General features: G+C 68.4%; 16 protein-coding genes. 6 read left to right on the forward strand and 10 right to left on the reverse strand.

Going from position 1 to position 16,281, the window contains the following annotated elements; translation table 11 throughout:
- Positions 1–50: 50 nt before the first annotated feature.
- Genes DMC61_RS01750 through DMC61_RS01760 form a run of 3 tightly spaced genes read left to right on the forward strand, consistent with a single transcriptional unit; the run spans position 51 to position 3,066 of the window.
- Positions 51–1,247 carry an AI-2E family transporter gene (locus DMC61_RS01750; protein WP_016338309.1) on the forward strand — a complete coding sequence of 399 codons (1,197 nt, stop codon included), beginning with the start codon at positions 51–53 and terminating at the stop codon, positions 1,245–1,247.
- The gene (gene macS / locus DMC61_RS01755; RefSeq protein WP_125686283.1) at positions 1,244–2,410 is read left to right on the forward strand and encodes a MacS family sensor histidine kinase; all 1,167 of its coding nucleotides are present in this window, start codon (positions 1,244–1,246) and stop codon (positions 2,408–2,410) included. The genes DMC61_RS01750 and macS overlap by 4 nt, the downstream gene beginning before the upstream one ends.
- Positions 2,407–3,066, forward strand: a complete 660-nt coding sequence (locus DMC61_RS01760) for a response regulator transcription factor (RefSeq protein ID WP_016338311.1) — start codon at positions 2,407–2,409, stop codon at positions 3,064–3,066. Before macS ends, DMC61_RS01760 begins: the two co-directional genes overlap by 4 nt.
- A gap of 1 nt (position 3,067) precedes the next feature.
- Here the strand turns inward: DMC61_RS01760 and DMC61_RS01765 are convergent, their stop codons facing one another.
- Positions 3,068–4,099, reverse strand: a complete 1,032-nt coding sequence (locus DMC61_RS01765; RefSeq protein ID WP_233594674.1) for a hypothetical protein — start codon at positions 4,097–4,099, stop codon at positions 3,068–3,070.
- Positions 4,100–4,183: 84 nt separating this feature from the next.
- Between DMC61_RS01765 and DMC61_RS01770 the strand changes: the two genes are divergently transcribed.
- Entirely contained in the window at positions 4,184–4,843 is a 660-nt protein-coding gene (locus DMC61_RS01770; RefSeq protein WP_016338313.1) for a DUF1707 domain-containing protein, read from the forward strand.
- On the opposite strand, the gene DMC61_RS01775 is transcribed toward DMC61_RS01770, so the two are convergent.
- The 8 genes from DMC61_RS01775 to DMC61_RS01810 all read right to left on the reverse strand — a co-directional run bounded on the left by DMC61_RS01775 (position 4,840) and on the right by DMC61_RS01810 (position 14,131).
- The gene (locus DMC61_RS01775) at positions 4,840–6,258 is read right to left on the reverse strand and encodes an MFS transporter (RefSeq protein ID WP_125686285.1); all 1,419 of its coding nucleotides are present in this window, start codon (positions 6,256–6,258) and stop codon (positions 4,840–4,842) included. The two genes, DMC61_RS01770 and DMC61_RS01775, sit on opposite strands and share 4 nt — an antisense overlap.
- Positions 6,259–6,362: 104 nt before the next feature.
- Positions 6,363–7,997, reverse strand: coding sequence for a phosphoenolpyruvate--protein phosphotransferase (gene ptsP, locus DMC61_RS01780; protein WP_125686287.1), 1,635 nt, complete (start codon positions 7,995–7,997; stop codon positions 6,363–6,365).
- A 68-nt stretch (positions 7,998–8,065) separates the two neighbouring features.
- Complete coding sequence (locus tag DMC61_RS01785) at positions 8,066–8,926, reverse strand: ribokinase (protein ID WP_125686289.1); 861 nt, start codon at positions 8,924–8,926, stop codon at positions 8,066–8,068.
- Between the two features lie 322 nt (positions 8,927–9,248).
- A complete protein-coding gene (locus tag DMC61_RS01790) occupies positions 9,249–10,529 on the reverse strand; it encodes a DUF6346 domain-containing protein (protein WP_125686291.1) in 1,281 nt (426 codons plus the stop codon).
- Positions 10,480–12,078 (reverse strand): DUF6346 domain-containing protein, encoded by a 1,599-nt coding sequence (locus DMC61_RS01795; protein WP_125686293.1) that lies wholly within the window; start codon positions 12,076–12,078, stop codon positions 10,480–10,482. Before DMC61_RS01795 ends, DMC61_RS01790 begins: the two co-directional genes overlap by 50 nt.
- 29 nt (positions 12,079–12,107) lie before the next feature.
- Complete coding sequence (locus tag DMC61_RS01800) at positions 12,108–13,238, reverse strand: WXG100 family type VII secretion target (protein ID WP_125686295.1); 1,131 nt, start codon at positions 13,236–13,238, stop codon at positions 12,108–12,110.
- 8 nt (positions 13,239–13,246) lie between these two features.
- A complete protein-coding gene (locus tag DMC61_RS01805; RefSeq protein ID WP_072029390.1) occupies positions 13,247–13,555 on the reverse strand; it encodes a type VII secretion target in 309 nt (102 codons plus the stop codon).
- 27 nt (positions 13,556–13,582) lie between these two features.
- The gene (locus DMC61_RS01810; protein WP_125686297.1) at positions 13,583–14,131 is read right to left on the reverse strand and encodes a YbaB/EbfC family nucleoid-associated protein; all 549 of its coding nucleotides are present in this window, start codon (positions 14,129–14,131) and stop codon (positions 13,583–13,585) included.
- Between the two features lie 191 nt (positions 14,132–14,322).
- Here DMC61_RS01810 and DMC61_RS01815 point away from each other — a divergent pair, with 191 nt between their 5' ends.
- Positions 14,323–14,718 carry a hypothetical protein gene (locus tag DMC61_RS01815; protein ID WP_125686298.1) on the forward strand — a complete coding sequence of 132 codons (396 nt, stop codon included), beginning with the start codon at positions 14,323–14,325 and terminating at the stop codon, positions 14,716–14,718.
- 17 nt (positions 14,719–14,735) lie between these two features.
- Positions 14,736–15,455: a TetR/AcrR family transcriptional regulator gene (locus DMC61_RS01820; RefSeq protein ID WP_016338322.1), complete on the forward strand. Its 720-nt coding sequence runs from the start codon at positions 14,736–14,738 to the stop codon at positions 15,453–15,455.
- On the opposite strand, the gene DMC61_RS01825 is transcribed toward DMC61_RS01820, so the two are convergent.
- Positions 15,456–16,193 (reverse strand): SDR family oxidoreductase, encoded by a 738-nt coding sequence (locus tag DMC61_RS01825; RefSeq protein ID WP_125686300.1) that lies wholly within the window; start codon positions 16,191–16,193, stop codon positions 15,456–15,458.
- Between the last annotated feature and the right edge of the window lie 88 nt (positions 16,194–16,281).

Consider the following 16,281-nt stretch of genomic DNA (forward strand, 5'->3'; position numbering starts at 1 on the left):
GTTGCCCTGAATGTTCAAGAAACGTCGCCTCGGACCGATACGGTGTCCGCGTGAGCGAGCCCCAGCGCAAACAGCCGGAATTCGACCCGGCGAACCCGTTCCTCTCGGAGTCCACCGAAGACGTCACCAACCTCGTGCCCCGCGGCCTGCGGATCGGCGCGGCGTTGTCGTGGCGCTTCATCGTGGTGATCGCCGCGCTCTACGTCATCGTGTTCCTCATCGGCTATCTGTCGGTGGTCGTGATCCCGTTGTCGATCGCGCTGCTGCTCGCCGCGCTGCTCGCGCCGGCGGTCTCCAAGCTGACGGCGCTGAGATTCCCGCGCGGGCTGGCGGCCGGGATAGTGCTGATCGCGGGCCTCGCCGTGCTCGGCGGGCTGCTGACGTTCGTCGTCGCGCAGTTCTCCTCCGGCCTGCCCGAGCTGCAGAAGCAGCTGACGGAGAGCCTCAACCAGATCAAGGTCTGGCTCATCGACGGGCCGCTGCACCTGCGCCAGGAGCAGATCCAGGAGTTCATCAACCAGGCGATCAGCTTCCTGCAGAACAACCAGGCGTCGATCACCACCACCGCGCTCACCACCGCGGGCACGGTCGGCGAGATCGTCACCGGTTTCATCCTGACGCTGTTCATCCTCATCTTCTTCCTCTCCGGCGGCGACCAGATCTGGAAGTTCCTGGTCCGCGGTGTGCCGGGCCGCGTGCGGAACCGCGTCGACGTCGCCGGGCGGCGTGGCTTCGCGTCGCTGGTCAGCTACGTGCGCGCGACCGCGGCGGTGGCCGTGGTCGACGCGGTCGGTATCGGCATCGGCCTGGCGATCGTCGGCGTGCCGCTGGTGATCCCGCTGGCGACGCTGGTGTTCCTCGGCGCCTTCATCCCGATCATCGGCGCGGTGATCGCGGGCGCGGTCGCGGTGCTGATCGCGCTGGTGACGAAGGGCGTCGTCGGCGCGCTGATCGTGCTGGCCATCGTCATCGGCGTCATGCAGCTGGAGAGCCACGTGCTGCAGCCGATCCTGCTCGGCCGCGCGGTGAAGCTGCACCCGCTCGCCGTGGTGCTCGCGATCACCGCCGGTCTCGTCGCCGCCGGGATCGCCGGCGCGCTGCTGTCGGTGCCGCTGCTCGCGGTGCTCAACGCCGGTATCCGGTCGCTGCTGCACGAACGCGATCCCGATCCGGCCGAGATCGACGTCCTGCGGGATCAGGCGGCACAGCCGAACGATCCCGGGGAAGAGTCCGAAGCCAAGTCATGACCGAGCCCCCGCTCTGGCGCGCCGTCTCGGCGCTCGGCACGCGGGACCCGGCCACCCCGCTGTGGCGCGGGGTGATCGTGCTTCGCGTGACGACGCTGCTCTTCGCACTCGGCTCGTTCATCGTCCATTACGACGGCTACGCGAATAAGTGGCTCGCGTGGACGTCGTTCGGCGTGATGACGCTGTGGACGGTGCTGAGCAGCGTGTTCTACGCGCGGCCGTCGAGCCGCTGGCCGTGGCTGGTCGGCGTCGATCTCGCGCTGACCGTCGCCCTCATGTTCACCTCGGCGTGGATCCTGACCACCGCGCAGTTCGACGCCAACACCCCGCTCATCACGACGGTGTGGGCGGCGGTCCCGCCCGCGGCCGCCGGGACGCGGTTCGGCGCGCTCGGCGGGGTGCTGGCCGGGCTGGTCGTCTCGGTGGTCACCGGGCTGGTGCGCTGGCGGTTCGACGTCGACGTCGCGAGGGACGGTTTCCTGCTCACCGCGAGCGGGTTCGTGATCGGGCTCGCCGCGACCATGGCCCGCCGGTCGGCCGACGCGCTGACCAGGGCGTTGCGCATGGAGGCCGCGACGGCCGAACGGGAGCGGCTCGCCCGCTCGATCCACGACAGCGTCCTCCAGGTGCTCGCGCGCGTGCGCAAACGCGGCGCCGAATTCGGCGGGGAGGCCGCCGAACTGGCGAAACTGGCCGGTGAGCAGGAGATCGCGCTGCGCGCGCTGGTCACCACCGAGCCGACGCATCCGAGCGAGAATGGCACCACCGACCTCCGGTCCGCGTTGCAGCTGCTCGCGACGCCGTCCGTGCAGGTCTCGACGCCCGCGGGCGAAGTTCAGCTGCCTGAGCACGTGACCGCGGAGCTGGTGGCCGTGGCGCGCGAGGCGTTGTCGAACGTCGAGAAGCACGCGGGTGAGGACGCGCATGCCTGGGTGCTGCTGGAGGACCTGGGCACCGAGGTCGTGGTCAGCGTCCGTGACGACGGTCCGGGAATCGCGCCCGGTGTCCTGGAACGCGCGGCGGCCGAGGGACATCTAGGTATCGCGGAGTCCATCAAGGGACGGGTGCGGGATCTGGGCGGGAGCGTCGCCCTGGACACCGCGCCCGGCCAGGGCACGGAATGGGAAGTCAAGGTTCCAGTGGCGGCGAGGGGGAAGCGATGACCGAAGCGCCTCAGGTCTCGGTGATGGTGGTCGACGACCATCCGATGTGGCGGGACGGCGTCGCGCGCGACCTGGCCGAGCACGGGTTCGACGTGAAGGCCACCGCGCCGGACGCGCCCGCCGCGGTGCGGATCGCGCGGACGGTCCGGCCGGACGTCGTGCTGATGGACCTCAACCTCGGCGAGACGTCGGGGGTCGACGCCACCCGCGAGATCACCGCGGAACTGCCGTCGACGAAGGTGCTCGTGCTGTCCGCGAGCGGCGAGCACAGCGACGTCCTCGAGGCGGTCAAGGCCGGAGCGTCGGGGTACCTGGTGAAATCGGCATCGGCGAGCGAACTGGTGGACGCGGTCAAGCGCACCGCGGCCGGCGACCCGGTGTTCACCGCCGGACTGGCCGGGCTCGTCCTCGGCGAATACCGCCGCATGGCCGACGCGCCGGACGACGGGCCCGCGCCGCCGCGGCTGACCGAACGCGAGACCGACGTCCTGCGGCTGGTCGCAAAGGGGATGACTGCGCGGCAGATCGCCGAGAAGCTCGTGCTCTCGCATCGGACGGTGGAGAACCACGTCCAGTCGACGCTGCGGAAACTCCAGCTGCACAACCGCGTCGAACTCGCCCGCTACGCCATCGAGCACGGGTTGGACGAGGAATAGCTCACCCCTGGCCGATCGTCACGACCGAGCGGTTCCGCTCGGCGGGCAACGCCGTTTTGACGACCGTCCACTGTGGCCGGTCGAGCCGCCAGCTCGCGACGACGTCCGTGGCGAGCACCAGGCTGTCGTCCTCCGTCCACTCGACCGCGGCCCGCTTGAGTTCGGTGGCGATCGGGGTCGAGGGCGCGTGTGTCCAGGTCAGCGTGTCGAGGGCGAGCACCCAGACGTCGGCGGTCTGCGTGGCCGTCCCGGCCCAGGCCGGGTCGCCGAACAGCACGGCGACCTTGTAGCCGTCGCGGCTCGGCACGACGGGTCCCGGTTTGCCGTTGGCCACCGGCCGCTTGACCGGCGTGCGCTGGTTGTTCCGCAGGTCGAGCACGGAGAACTCGGTCAGCTCGGCCAGCAGCATCCGATCCTTGGTGATCGCCAGCACCCGGGGGAACTGGTGCACGGCGCGGCCGGTGGCGGGGTCGATCAGCACGTCCTCGGCGGTCGCCGTCCCGGTGTTCACCGTGATCAGCAGGCCCTGCGGCACCTCCTGGCGCACCGCCATCGTGCAGCTCGCCGGACGGCCGCGCCCGCGCTCGACGCCGAGCAAGGAGACGTATTGGAGGCGGCAGAGGTCGTCGCCGTCGTCGCGGATCAGCCAGACACCGCTCTCGTCGGCGGCCGGGGCGACACTGCGGGCCTTGCCGAGTTTCCACGGCTGGTTCTTGGAATCGCCGTAGACGAGCACCTCGGACGGCTCCAGGCACGACGGCCCGCAGCGGCCTGCCGACAGCACGACCGGGAACTTGCCGACCCGGATGACGTCGTTGACGCGGTCACCGGCAGGGGCGCCGGGCAGCGGGGTGGTGGCGCCGGTGGCGGGATCGAGTATCGACGGCGGCGAGGTCGCCATGACGAGCCGGAACCCGCTGTAGTCCACCGGGACGCCTTCGAGCTTCGACGCCGGCGGGGCCGTCGGCACCGGGGCGGCTTCCGGCGGGTTCGCTTCGACAGTGCATCCGGTCAGCAGCAGGACAGCCGCCACCAGGGCGGCACAGGGGAGAAATGCGGGTCTGTTCAGGGTATTTCCCCGATCTCGCGCGTGAGAATCGGTTCTACCATTCCTGGCATGGGCGAGGAAGAGCAGCCGGCGACCGAAACCAAGCCGTTGACCGGACGGGACATCCGAGTCTCCGACGCGGAGCGCGAGCACGTCGTCGAGGTCCTGCAGAAGGCGATCGGCCTCGGGATGCTGAACCTCGACGAGTTCACCGAACGGACCGACCGCGCCCTCGCCTCGAAGACCCGCGGTGAGCTGAACGCGGTGCTCACCGATCTGCCCGGCCTGGTGCATCCCGAAGCCGGGATGGTGCGGCAGCAGCAGAACCCGTGGGCGCCGCCTCAGCAGCAGCCCGCCTACGCCTCGACGTCCGGTGTCATGGAGCTCAACGGCAAGTACTCGGCGTTGCAGCGCAACGGGAACTGGCTCGTCCCCGAGTCGATGGTGATCCGGAACAAGTACGGCGCCACGAAACTGGACTTCTCCCAGGCCGAGATCCGGTATCCCGTGGTGCACATCGAGTTGCAGGCCAAATGGGGGCCGGTGGAGATCACCATCCCCGAGGACGGCGCCGTCGACACGAACTCGATCACCGACATCAAGTTCGGCAACCTCGACGACCGGACGCGCTCGAACGGCCGCCCCGGCACGCCCCGGTTCGTCATCACCGGGCGCGTGCACGGGGGGTCGCTGATCATCAAGTACCCGCGGCGGGGCTTCTTCGGTTAGGCGCCGACCGGGCGCACGTGGCGCAGGTGGCGGAGCACGAAGTACGCGACCGCGGCCAGCACCAGCGCGGCCAGCCCGGACACCGCGTGCATCCCGCTGGCGAACGCGTCGTGCGCCGGAACGGCGTCGGCGAGCCGGGACCGGGTGACCGCGTTGCCCAGCGTCCCGACGGTCGCGATACCCAGCGCGTAGCCGAATTCGTTGCCGGTCTGGGAAAGCGAGGCCGCCGAACCGGCCTTCTCCGGCGGCACGGAGCCGACGACCAGATCCGTGCCCAGGGTGATCAGCGGGCCGCCGCACAGGCAGGTGATGGCGAAGGCGATCGACGGGATCACCGGACCGGCTCCGGGCTCGACCTGCGTCAGCAGCAGGAACCCCGCGATCGCACCGGCCAGCCCGGTGGCGATCAAGGTCGCGGGGCGGACGCGACGGGCGAGGATCGGGGCGGCCAGGAAGCTGACGGTCGAGGCCAGCATGCCGGGAAGCAGCGCCAGCGCGGCACCGACGGGGGAAAGCTCCAGCACGATCTGGAAGAACTGCGCGACGAAGAGCATGGTCGTGCCGCCCAGCATGGAGAACGCGCACATCCCGCCCAACGCCGTCGAGAACGCCCGGCCGCGGAACAGCGTCAGGTCGATCAGCGGGTCCTGAAGGGTCCGCTGGCGCCGCACGAACACCACGCCGAAGCCGAGACCGATCAGGAGCGCGGCCACCGGGACCACGTGCACACCCTCGCGGGCGAGTTCCTTGATGCCGTAGACCGCGGGAAGGATCGTGACCAGTGAAAGCGCGACGCTCACGAGGTCGAGACGGCCGGCGTTCTCGTTGCGGTACTCGGGCAGGAGCTTCGGGCCGACGACGAGCAGCAGGACCATCGCGGGGACGCCGAGCAGGAACACCGAACCCCACCAGAAGTGCTCCAGCAGCACGCCGCCGACCATCGGCCCCACGATCGCGCCGACGGTGAAGCAGCCCGCCCAGATGCCGATCGCGAGCGAACGCTGACGGCTGTCGGAGAACAGGTTGCTGATCAGGGCGAGCGTCGACGGCGCCAGCGTCGCACCGGCGATCCCGAGGAGCGCTCGGGCGGCGATGAGCATCAGCGCGCTGGTCGAGAACGCGGCCAGCACGGAGGCCAGCCCGAACGCCGTGGCGCCGATGAGCAGCAGTTTCCGGCGGCCGATGCGGTCGCCGAGGGTGCCCATGGTGACCATGAACCCGGCGATCATGAAGCCGTAGACGTCCATGATCCACAGCTGCTGGGTGCCGTCGGCGCCGAGGCTCTGGCTGAGCTTCGGCAGCGCGAGGATCAGCACGAAGACGTCGAGGGAGACCAGGAAGGTGGGCAGGGCCAGCACGGCCAGCCCGACCCATTCCCGGCGTCCGGCCCGCGTCGGGGTCATGGTGGTCGTCATGGTCCGGTCCTTTCGTCGCTTCGGTGTCTTCACCTAGGCGTCGAAGTGGTGGACCGGATTTCGACATGCCCCCGGATCTTTGTTCGGGGAGCGGGGGACCTTTGCTACCGCTTGGCGGCGGCCTGCCTCGCCGCGACCGGATCCGACGTGGCCAGAACCGCGTCGGCCAGTGCCTCGCATTCGGCCAGCGTCGTGGCCGCCAGGCTCGCGCCGACCGCGCGCACGGCGGGCGCGTTCATCGAGAGGCTGGTCAGGCCGAGCCCGGCCAGCACCAGCGCGAGCCGCGGGTCGGCGGCGGCCTCGCCGCAGACTCCGGCGGGCTTGCCGGTGTCCTTCGCGGCCTGGCCGATGACCTTGAGCAGGCGCAGCAGACCGGGCTGCCACGGATCGTTGAGCTTGGCGACCGCCCCGAGCTGGCGATCCGCGGCGAAGGTGTACTGCGCGAGGTCGTTGGTGCCGACGGAGACGAAGTCGACCGCGTCGAGGATCTCGCGGGCGGTCAGCGCGGCGGCCGGGATCTCGATCATCACACCCGCGCGGGCGATTCCGGCGGCGCGGACGCGCTCGGCGAACCAGGCGGCCTCGGCGGCGGTGGCGACCATCGGGGCCATCACCGAGACCTCGGCGCCGGAGTCCTGCGCGGCACCCGCGATGGCCTCGAGCTGGCGGTCGAGGATCTCGGGACGGTCGAAAGCGACGCGAAGGCCGCGTACGCCCAAGGCCGGGTTGGGCTCGTCCTCGGGCTCCAGGAAGGCAAGGGGTTTGTCCGCGCCCGCGTCGAGGGTGCGGACGATGACCGGCTTGCCGCGGAACGGCGTGAGCACGGCGGTGTAGGCCTTGCGCTGCTCTTCGACGCTCGGCTCGGAAGAGGCGTCGAGGTAGCAGAACTCGGTGCGGAAGAGGCCGACGCCCTCCGCGCCCGCCTCCGCGGCGGCCTGGGCGTCGGTGGCGGAACCGACGTTGCCGAGCACCTTCACGCGGTGGCCATCGGAGGTCGCGCCGGTGCCGTCCCACTCGATCGCGCCGGTCTTGGCGGCCGTGACGACCTCGGCGTCCGGGTCCGCGACCTCGACGACGCCGGTGTCACCGTCCACCGCAAGCGCTTGCGCGTCGAGCGCGAGGAGCCCGCGGACCGCGACGACGGCGGGAATGCCGAGCGCGCGGGCGAGGATCGCGGTGTGGCTGGTGGGGCCGCCCTCTTCGGTGACGAGCGCGAGCACCTTGTCCGGGTCGAGGCCCGCGGTGTCGGCGGGCGCGAGGTCGCGGGCGACGAGCACGCTCGGTGAGTCGAGGTCGGGAACGCCAGGAGGCGCGATGCCGAGCAGTTCGGCGATGAGCCTGTCGCGCACGTCGAGGACGTCGCGGGCCCGCTCGGCCATGTAGCCGCCGGCGGCCGCGAGCGCGTCGGCGAACTTCCCCGCCGCCTGGTGCACCGCGCGCGGCGCGGGCAGGTTCTGCTCCTTGACCAGCTGCTCCGCCGAGGAGACGAGCGCCGGGTCGGCCGCCATCGCCGCGGTGGTGATGAGGATCGTCGCGGCCTCACCGGTCGCCGTCTCGGCGAGCTTCTCGAGCCTGCCCGCCACGATCTGCGCGGCCGGGGCGATCCGCGCGGCCTCGGCGGCGGGATCGGCCGGTGCCGGCGTGCTCGCGGGTTCACCGAGCGGCTCGGCGACCCGGACGACAGGACCGCTCGCGCGGCCGGGACTGACGGCGACCCCGGACAGTGACTCAGACGGCATGGTCTAGACCATATCTCATAGGCGGCGTGAGCTGGCTCATAGTCATCAGCAGAACACAGAAGAAGACATCATTCCAGTTCGGACGCCGTCGGATACGAAGGCTGCGCACCTTGGCGGGTCACCGTGATCGCCGCCACCTTCACCGCCTTGCGCGCCGCATCGGCGAGCTCCTCGCCCTTCGCGAGCGCAGTGGCGAGCGCCCCCGCGAAAGCGTCACCGGCGCCCGTCGTGTCGACGGCCTCGACCTTCGGCGACGGCACCTCCGTCACCCCGTCGGCCGTCACCACCGCCGCCCCCTTCGCGCCGAGCGTCACGACAGCGGCCTTCGGACCGAGATCGAGCAGCTTGGGGAACTCCGCCTCGCCACCGAGCAGGAACGCGGCCTCGTGCTCGTTTACCAGAAGGACGTCGAGCCCCTGCAAGGTTTTCGCCGAAAGCTCGGCGGCCGGGGACAGGTTCAGCAACGTCTTCACGCCTGTTTCGACGGCCTTCGCGACGGCGTGCTCGACGGTTTCGAGCGGGATCTCCAGCGACAGCACCACGATCTCGGCGCCGTCGAGGTCGACGTCCTCGGGCCGCAAGGCGGAATTGGCGCCGGGCGAGACGAGGATCGAGTTCTCGCCGTCCGGCGTGACCGTGATGTACGCGATCCCCGTCGGGCGCTCGCTCGTGCGCAGCGAACCCGTGTCCACCCCGGACTCGGTGAGCGACCGCTTGAGCAACTCGCCGTACGGGTCGTCGCCGACCGCGCCGAGCAACGCGACGTCCGCCCCGAGCCGGGCCGCGGCGACCGCGGTGTTGGCGCCCTTGCCACCCGGCGACAAGATCGTGTCGCCACCGAGTACGGTTTCGCCACCACCAGGTCGCCGATCGACCGGGACGACGAGATCGGCATTGGCGGACCCGATGACCAGCACCTGAGAAGTCATGGAAGAGACCATGCCATGACCAGCAGTTGTCCGGTCGAGACCCTTCTCCAGGCGAAGATGTGAAGAACTTTGTAACTTTCTCGGCGCGTAGTGCGACAATCAGGCGAGCAGCGGAACGCCGTCACTCTTTCGGGGGATAACCTTCCCCCGGACGTCACTTCGGCGATCACGCCCGCTCTTGAGATGCGTTGCCGCGTCCAAGCGGTGACGTTGCCCCGATCCCGGCTTCCGTCGGGAAGAGGGCATCGGGTCGCCGGCGTCGATCACGTAGCCCCCCGAGTGATCGGCGCCGGCGGCGCCCCGGCTTCACGGGCCGCCGCACTTAGGACGAGACCGTGTTCTGCGGGATTCCCCGATACTCGCTCAGCCTGTCCGGCCGGATCATCGTCATCGCGGTCCGGATCTCGGCGAACGCGGCGTCGCTGAACGCCTCCGGAATCCGGTAGCCGTTCACGACCGGCGGAAGTGGGCGGCCGTCGAGGTTCGCCCCGATCTCCCAAAGTCCTTTCAGCATTCGATGGCGTTTCGCGAAGTCTTCCTCGAAGGGGAAGAAGTCGATCATCCGCAAGACGTGTTTGCCATCGGTGACGGTGGTCAGCCGCAGCTCGCGGAGCTCGTCCCAGCTCACCTCGAAGGTCGCCTTGTCGCGACGGAACCAGCGGATTCCTTCGCCCGAAACAGTGAACGTGGTGCACCAGGTTGCCTTTTTCCATCGCGCGGGGGTGCAGAACCAAAGCCATCCAGGAGAGAAGAGCCCGATTGCCGCGATCGTCAGGGTCGCTTCACGGAGCTCCGTTCCGCGGCCCGCGCTGAAACCCACGATCCCGGAGATGACGGCGACGACGAGGATCACCCCGCAAATGCGCCAGAACTTCGCTGACGACCAGTCGTTGGGCGTGACCGTCCTCGACGCCGTCGCGGGAAGTCCGGTAGGGGCCGCCACCCCACCCAGCGGACGAACTGACGAGAGAGAAAACGAGTTCGTCACGGGTGGTTCAGTGTCAGGTTTGCGGAAACGCTTGTTCCGTCGCCAATAGGCGAACAGAGCCAATCCCACGAACCCACCGACGCCAGGTGCGATGCTCCACCACGGAACATCGCTTTTGAAGTCCCGTGCGTAGTACTTGCCGAGCTCTTTGACTCGGACGGGTTGCCCTATGTCGGCCGGGGTCAACTCGTCCGGGTACGAGCGCGCGGTCACGACTTCTTGCCTGGAACCCGCCGAATAGGGGCGAACCTCGATGTCGCAAACCCAGTAGTAGCCGATCCCGGCGATGCTCAGCGGGCCTATCTCCTCGCAAGACTTCGCCGTCGCCACGTCGACGAACTCGCTCGTTCCCTCCTCGCCGTGGGACACGATCCCGCGGCCGAGCAGAGTCCAGCAGATCAGCGCATAGAGGAACACACCGACTGCGACACCGGCCACCTTCCAAGGGGATTTGCGCGTGACTGTGGGAACCGCTTCGTACCCGGTCAGCAGAAGCCCGTTGCTCACTGGATCGACCCGGCCATTCCGATCGTACGGCGGAAGTTCTCTTCGACCTCGAACCGCCTCACGAACGGTTCCCCGACGCCGCCGTCTCCACCGGTCGTGGCTGGACAAGATCAACGAGGCGTTTCGCGGCGGCTGCGCCCACCCGCTCCGCGAGCACATACTCGTCGCCCTCGCTCGGCACGACGTGAACGCTGTAATACCAACGGCCGTTTCCAGGGGGATCAGGCTTCACCACGATGTTGTCGATGTCCGCATAGAGGACTTCCACTTTGGGTTGATCCCTGTGCTGCCAGCTCAAGGAGTCTTTTCGAAGCACGAAGGTCCCGCGGTCACCGCGATACAGGGAAGCAGCGAGATAGACGAGCACGACGGCCGTGATGACGAACCGGTCCATCGCCACCTGGCCGGACGCGGCCGTCACCAATGACCAGGTCAGCAGAGCCATTCCCAGCAGCAACGCCATCAGCCGGATGAACGAGGGGCGGCTCGCCGAGATTCGCCGCTCCGCCGAAACTCCCGAAGTGGCGTTCTTCAGCCTGACGACCGTGCTCTTGCTCGGCCTGAGCAGGCCGAGCCCGCCCCGGCTCACCTCTCTCGTCGGCCAACGCGTCAAACCCGGTTTGAAGTTCTCGACCACGGCTGACAGACGCTCGGCTTCCCGAAGCGACAGCAACGGCGTGAGGCGGTACCCGTGGTCGGACCGCGTGCGGAAAGGTTCGGCCAGCCCTTCTTCCGCCTTTTCGTCCGTGAGGACGAGATGAACCTCGACCAGGTCGCCAGGACGTTCCACGAAGATGAAGCGCTTGATCTTCGACCAGTGGATTCGACGCGGTGTCCCGTCACGTGCGGTCTGTTCGAACCCTCGCTGAGTCAACCGTGCCGGAATCAGCGGCGCTCCTGACGCGACACGAAGCCGGCGCCGCGCCGAGGGGATCACCACGAGCAACCCGACACCCGGCACCACGAACGGAAGCGCGACCAGGTAGGTGGCTATGTCATCGGGCCTCAGCCGCGCTGTCGCCACGATCATGGTCGCCGTCACAACCAGGAATCCGATCCCTGTCGCGGCAAAGAAGGCGAAGGCGGCGACTACCCCGGTTCGATCTCCTCCATCGGGCACCGGCAGCTTCAAATCGATTGGGAGATCGAGTGAGTCCGGCTCGTCCGGAGCTCGTGTCGTACTGTCGCGACGCCTCAACGAGGGAACCAGCCACCGGAGGAAAATCCTCGGGCCTACGGCGTACCCGATGAATCCCAGCGCCCCCGCTGCGATCGGGCCTACCGCGGCAAGGAAGTTGTAGGGATGTGGCACGTTCCGCTGCCAGTCGTGACTGGCATAGTCGACGAACACCGGTCTTCCCAGGTCGGCCGGCGTCAGCTCGTCAGGACCGAACTCGACCCGCACCACCGGCCTGTTCGGGCTCGTCCGCACCTCGGCGACGCATTTCCAGTAGTAGCCCGCTCCTCGAAGCGACAGCGGACCGTGTTCGGCACAATCGATGACACTCGCGGTGCCTTCGGCTCCCGTCAGGTCGGAGCCGGAAACGGAAGCCGGAACGCCGGCGATCCGGAACAACGTCAGCATGCCGATGACGAACAAGGCCAGCAGAGTCCACGCGGCGACACTGATGGCCGCGGCTTTCACAACCGTCTTCATGACTGTCCTTCGACGACAGAACTCTGAGGTCAGCCTTCGAGCGAACCTGAAATCCGCTGGCCTCCCGCGTGATCGAAAACCGGCTGTACCGTCGACTCGGCGGGCCGGTCGCCGACTACGCCATCCTTCTTGTCGTCGTCTCCTGAAACCAGCTTTTGGCCCAGTTCGCCGGCTTTCTTACCGGCCTCCTTCAGGACTTCCTTGGTGACGGCGTCGGGAACCTTCTTGACGGCGTCCGACACCTCCTTGCCGAAATCGTCGGCGATGTCCTTCGCGCCGACTTTGGCGTATGCGCCCAGGTTCGCGATGTCGTCACCCAACGTCTTGGCCAGACCAGAGACATCGTTCCCGAAGTTTTTGGCGATGTCCTTGACGTTCACGCCCTGGAGAAGCCGCTTCGCCTCTCCGAACATCGCACCCAGCTTCTTGATGAGCCCTGATGCGTTTCCGAAGGCCTTGGTCAATTGCTTGACCTTGTCCATGATCTTGGTCGCCCAACGGATCGCCATGGGAACTCCCTCGGCGGCCAGCCCGGCCGGCATCGCGGGACCTGGGTAGCGGCAGACGATCCAGATCAGCTTCCAGACACACTCGGAGATCAGGTCACGTACCAGGCTGCGGACCACAGCGAGAATCGACTTGCACATCGCGATCATGACCGAGATGCCCTGGGCCCCGGTGGCGACCGATTCGTAGAGGTCCGCGCGATCGTTCGCGAACGCCCGGTAGGCGTCCGCGGCGGTCCCGGTCCAGGTGGCCGAGTCCCTGGCGACGTCTTGACGCAGTTCATCAGCGACTTTCGAAAGCTCGTCGCCGATGTTCCCCCAGGTACCACCCAGGTTCTCCAGCGCGACCTGGTCACCTGTCAGCCAGTCCAGTGGCTCCCGCAGGAAGCTGACATGCTCGATGACCCATCCGATACCCGCTTTGGCCAGAGCACCGAGCGGGTCGGACATATCGGAGGCAAAGGAGACGCCACCGATCGCCAGATTGGCCAGCCCCTCACCCCAGTCCCCAGAAGAGAACTTGAGCAGGGCGTCGCCGAAATCTTGCACCAGGCCGGCGCCCTCAAGCGGGCTTTCCTTCGCCGCGCCGTCCGTGGCGACCAGCCGATTCGGCGCCTTCGGGGCGGGGTTCGTGGCAACAGGATTCTCAGTCATGGCCGGCCCTATACCTTGAAGAGTTTCTTGTACTCGTCCTCGGTGATTTCCTTCCGCTGCTGCCACACCCTGACCCGGTCGGCGTGGTCGTCAGCGCTCGTCGCGGCCGTTCTGACGGCGTCCTCCGCGACGGATTGCGCCATTGAAAAGGAAATGGCGAGCGACATACCGATGATTCCGAACGCCTCGGGGTGCATCGTCTGCTCGGCGGCGTTCAAGGCCGTATTGATCCGCCCCGTGAGCGCGTCGAGTTTCCCCCGATGCGTCTCCAGCGCGGACGGATCGACGTCGAATCCTGGCCCGGTCGAACCGGTCATCGTGTTTTCCCTCCCTCAAGAACCCGCTCAGCGCAGGAAGTCGCCGCCGGTGAAGTAGTCGTCCTCGTGGTCCGTCTGCTGCCGGCGCGCGGCTCGCGGCGGCGCGGGCGGGGACGGGGGTGCAGGCGGCTTCGGGGCGGGAGGGGGCGGAGGCGCGTCGAGTTCGTCTTCGGCGACGAAGCGGTCGTCCTCGTCCGCCTCCTGGTGACCGCCCTCGACGTAGCCCGTCGGTTCGGGTTCCGGGTACTCGTTGTGCAGCTGATTGACCAGCTCGTTCATCGTTTCGGTGCCCGCGATGGACGGCACGCCGGTCTGCATCGCGCCCGCGAGTTTGCTCTGCGCGCTCTGGACGACGCGGAGGATCTCCTGCGCGAGCGCCGGGTTGTCCCGCACGGACGGGCCGATTTCCAGGCCCACCAGGTTCCCCGCGTGGTTGACCTTGACCGAGATCTGGCCGTCTTTGCTGCGTTCGGACACCGAAACGCTTTCGATCTCGGTGCGCATCTGATTCGCCTTCCGCTGGGCGTCGGCCAGCTTGGCCTCGAAATCAGCGAAGAGCTGCTCAGGGTTCGACACGCGAACCTCCCCTGTTCACGTCGTAGCCGTTCGGCGACCGAGTGTGGCATACGCGTCTGACATCGGGGAACGTTTGGCGGACATCCGCACTCCGGTCGTGTGGATCACCACAGGCGACTTCCGGTTTTCCCTACCGGATCCGACGGCTTACCCCATGTTCCCGCAGGTCAGCGGCCCGTAGCGTGCCGGATATGACGATTTCGGACTGGAAACGCGCGGTTTACGCGCTTCTCGCGCTTCCGGGGTATTTCGGTGGTGCGAAGGTCCAGCGTGGACTGACGCGGCGCTGGCTCGGAGGGCACGAGAGTGGGGCGCGGCCGCGGTACGTGGCGGCCTTCGGTCCGAGCGCGGTCGCGTTCCTGCTCGCTTTACTTCTGTTCTATCTCGTCGGGCGCATCGCGACCTACGGGCTCTTCTGGACCGGGAGCGACCCTGAGGGCACGTGGGGCGGGCCGACGCTGGCGGGGGCGTGGATCGTGCACTTCCTCATCGCGGCCGGGATGGCCGTGCCGATCTTCCTGGCCCTCCGTCCGCTCACCAGGCTCCAGGCCCGCCTTCTGGGTTCTTCCCCGGCAAGGGCGCACTGACCACCTAGAATGCCCGGATGACGAACACCGGCCGCAGGGGTCGCGAGCGGGCCGCGACCGATCAGGACATCCGCCGGACGGCGCGGGCGCTCCTGGTCGAGCAGGGGCCGGAGGCCGTGACCCTGCGGGCGATCGCGCGCGAGCTCGGCATCACGGCGCCGGCGTTGTACCGCTACTACGGGTCCCGCGACGATCTGGTCGAGCATCTGCGCGCGGACGTCGTGGCGGATCTGGCGGCCGGGCTCGCCGAGGACATCGCGCAGCTGCCGGACGAGGGGGCGCTGCAGCTTTTCGCCATCTGCAAGGGATTCCGGCGCTGGGCGCTCGCGCACACCAAGGAGTTCACGCTGGTCTTCGCGTCGCCGGCGGGCGACGACACGTTGAGCAGGCTGGGCGAGCCGTTCGGGCGGATCTTCCTGGCGGCGGCGGGGCGGGTGCTCGCGATGCACGATCTGGTGACGCCGTCGAACGACGTGGTCCCGGCCGAGCTGCGCGACGATCTCACGTCGTTCCAAGAAGAACTGCTCGCCGTGCTGAAGGAGTCCGGGGCGACGTTCCCGCTCGAAAAGCTCGACCTCGGCGTGACGTACCTGATGATCCAGTTCTGGGCCCGGCTCTACGGGCACGTCACGCTCGAGGTCTTCGGCAACTATCCGATCCCGTTCTCGAAACCGGACGTCCTCTTCGACGCGATGCTGGCCGATCTCGCGCGCGAGATCGGCCTGTCCACCGAGTAGCTACGCCGCGTGCCCGCCGTCGACCGAGACGGTCGAGCCGGTCACGTACTTGCTTTCCGGCCGTGCCAGGAACGACACGGTGGCGGCGACCTCCGACGGCGAGCCGTAGCGGTCGAACGCCGTCAGGCTCCGCTGGTCGGCGGCGTAGGGGCCGTCGGCCGGGTTCATGTCGGTGTCGGTCGGGCCGGGGTGGACGATGTTCACCGTGATGCCGCGCGGCCCCAGTTCCCTGGCCAGGCCCTTGGTCATACCCAGCAGCGCGGTCTTGCTCACCGCGTACAGCGACATCCCGGGGCCGGGCACCCGGTCCGAGACGCAGCTGCCGATGCTGATCACGCGACCGCCTTCGCCGAGGTGCCGGGCCGCGGCCTGGGTGGCCACGTAGACACCGCGGACGTTGACCGCGAGCACGCGGTCGATGTCCTCCAGGCTCGTCTGGTCGAGCGGGCCGACGAAGCCGACGCCCCCGTTGTTGACCAGCACGTCGAGCCTGCCGAATTCGGCGACCGCGGTGTCGACCGCGGAGACCACGGCCGCGGCGTCGGCGCTGTCGGCCTGGATGGCCAGCGCGCGGCGGCCGAGCGCCTTGATCTTGTCCATGACACCGGCCGCGAGTTCGGCGTTGTTCTGGTAGGTGAGCGCGACGTCGGCGCCGTCCTCGGCGAGCCGGATCGCCGTGGCGGCACCGATCCCGCGGCTGCCGCCGGTCACCAAAGCCACCTTGCCGTCGAGGGTCATGCGGTGTTCTCCGTTCGATTTCGTTGTCCTTGAACAACTCCATCGAATCGCCTCATGACCCTCGACGCTGGCGCGAATCGGCCACGGC

It is taken from the genome of Amycolatopsis sp. WAC 04169 (genome assembly GCF_003947535.1).
GTDB classification, from domain to species: domain Bacteria; phylum Actinomycetota; class Actinomycetes; order Mycobacteriales; family Pseudonocardiaceae; genus Amycolatopsis; species Amycolatopsis keratiniphila.

What these genes read in the sequence shown, in the direction of transcription:
- macS (WP_125686283.1), top strand. Translation starts at nt 1,244, where the DNA reads ATGACCGAGCCCCCGCTCTGGCGCGCCGTCTCGGCGCTCGGCACGCGG.
- DMC61_RS01825 (WP_125686300.1), bottom strand. Translation starts at nt 16,193, where the DNA reads ATGACCCTCGACGGCAAGGTGGCTTTGGTGACCGGCGGCAGCCGCGGG.
- DMC61_RS01770 (WP_016338313.1), top strand. Translation starts at nt 4,184, where the DNA reads ATGGGCGAGGAAGAGCAGCCGGCGACCGAAACCAAGCCGTTGACCGGA.
- DMC61_RS01815 (WP_125686298.1), top strand. Translation starts at nt 14,323, where the DNA reads ATGACGATTTCGGACTGGAAACGCGCGGTTTACGCGCTTCTCGCGCTT.
- DMC61_RS01800 (WP_125686295.1), bottom strand. Translation starts at nt 13,238, where the DNA reads ATGACTGAGAATCCTGTTGCCACGAACCCCGCCCCGAAGGCGCCGAAT.
- DMC61_RS01805 (WP_072029390.1), bottom strand. Translation starts at nt 13,555, where the DNA reads ATGACCGGTTCGACCGGGCCAGGATTCGACGTCGATCCGTCCGCGCTG.
- DMC61_RS01795 (WP_125686293.1), bottom strand. Translation starts at nt 12,078, where the DNA reads ATGAAGACGGTTGTGAAAGCCGCGGCCATCAGTGTCGCCGCGTGGACT.
- DMC61_RS01820 (WP_016338322.1), top strand. Translation starts at nt 14,736, where the DNA reads ATGACGAACACCGGCCGCAGGGGTCGCGAGCGGGCCGCGACCGATCAG.
- ptsP (WP_125686287.1), bottom strand. Translation starts at nt 7,997, where the DNA reads ATGCCGTCTGAGTCACTGTCCGGGGTCGCCGTCAGTCCCGGCCGCGCG.
- DMC61_RS01785 (WP_125686289.1), bottom strand. Translation starts at nt 8,926, where the DNA reads ATGACTTCTCAGGTGCTGGTCATCGGGTCCGCCAATGCCGATCTCGTC.
- DMC61_RS01775 (WP_125686285.1), bottom strand. Translation starts at nt 6,258, where the DNA reads ATGACGACCACCATGACCCCGACGCGGGCCGGACGCCGGGAATGGGTC.
- DMC61_RS01760 (WP_016338311.1), top strand. Translation starts at nt 2,407, where the DNA reads ATGACCGAAGCGCCTCAGGTCTCGGTGATGGTGGTCGACGACCATCCG.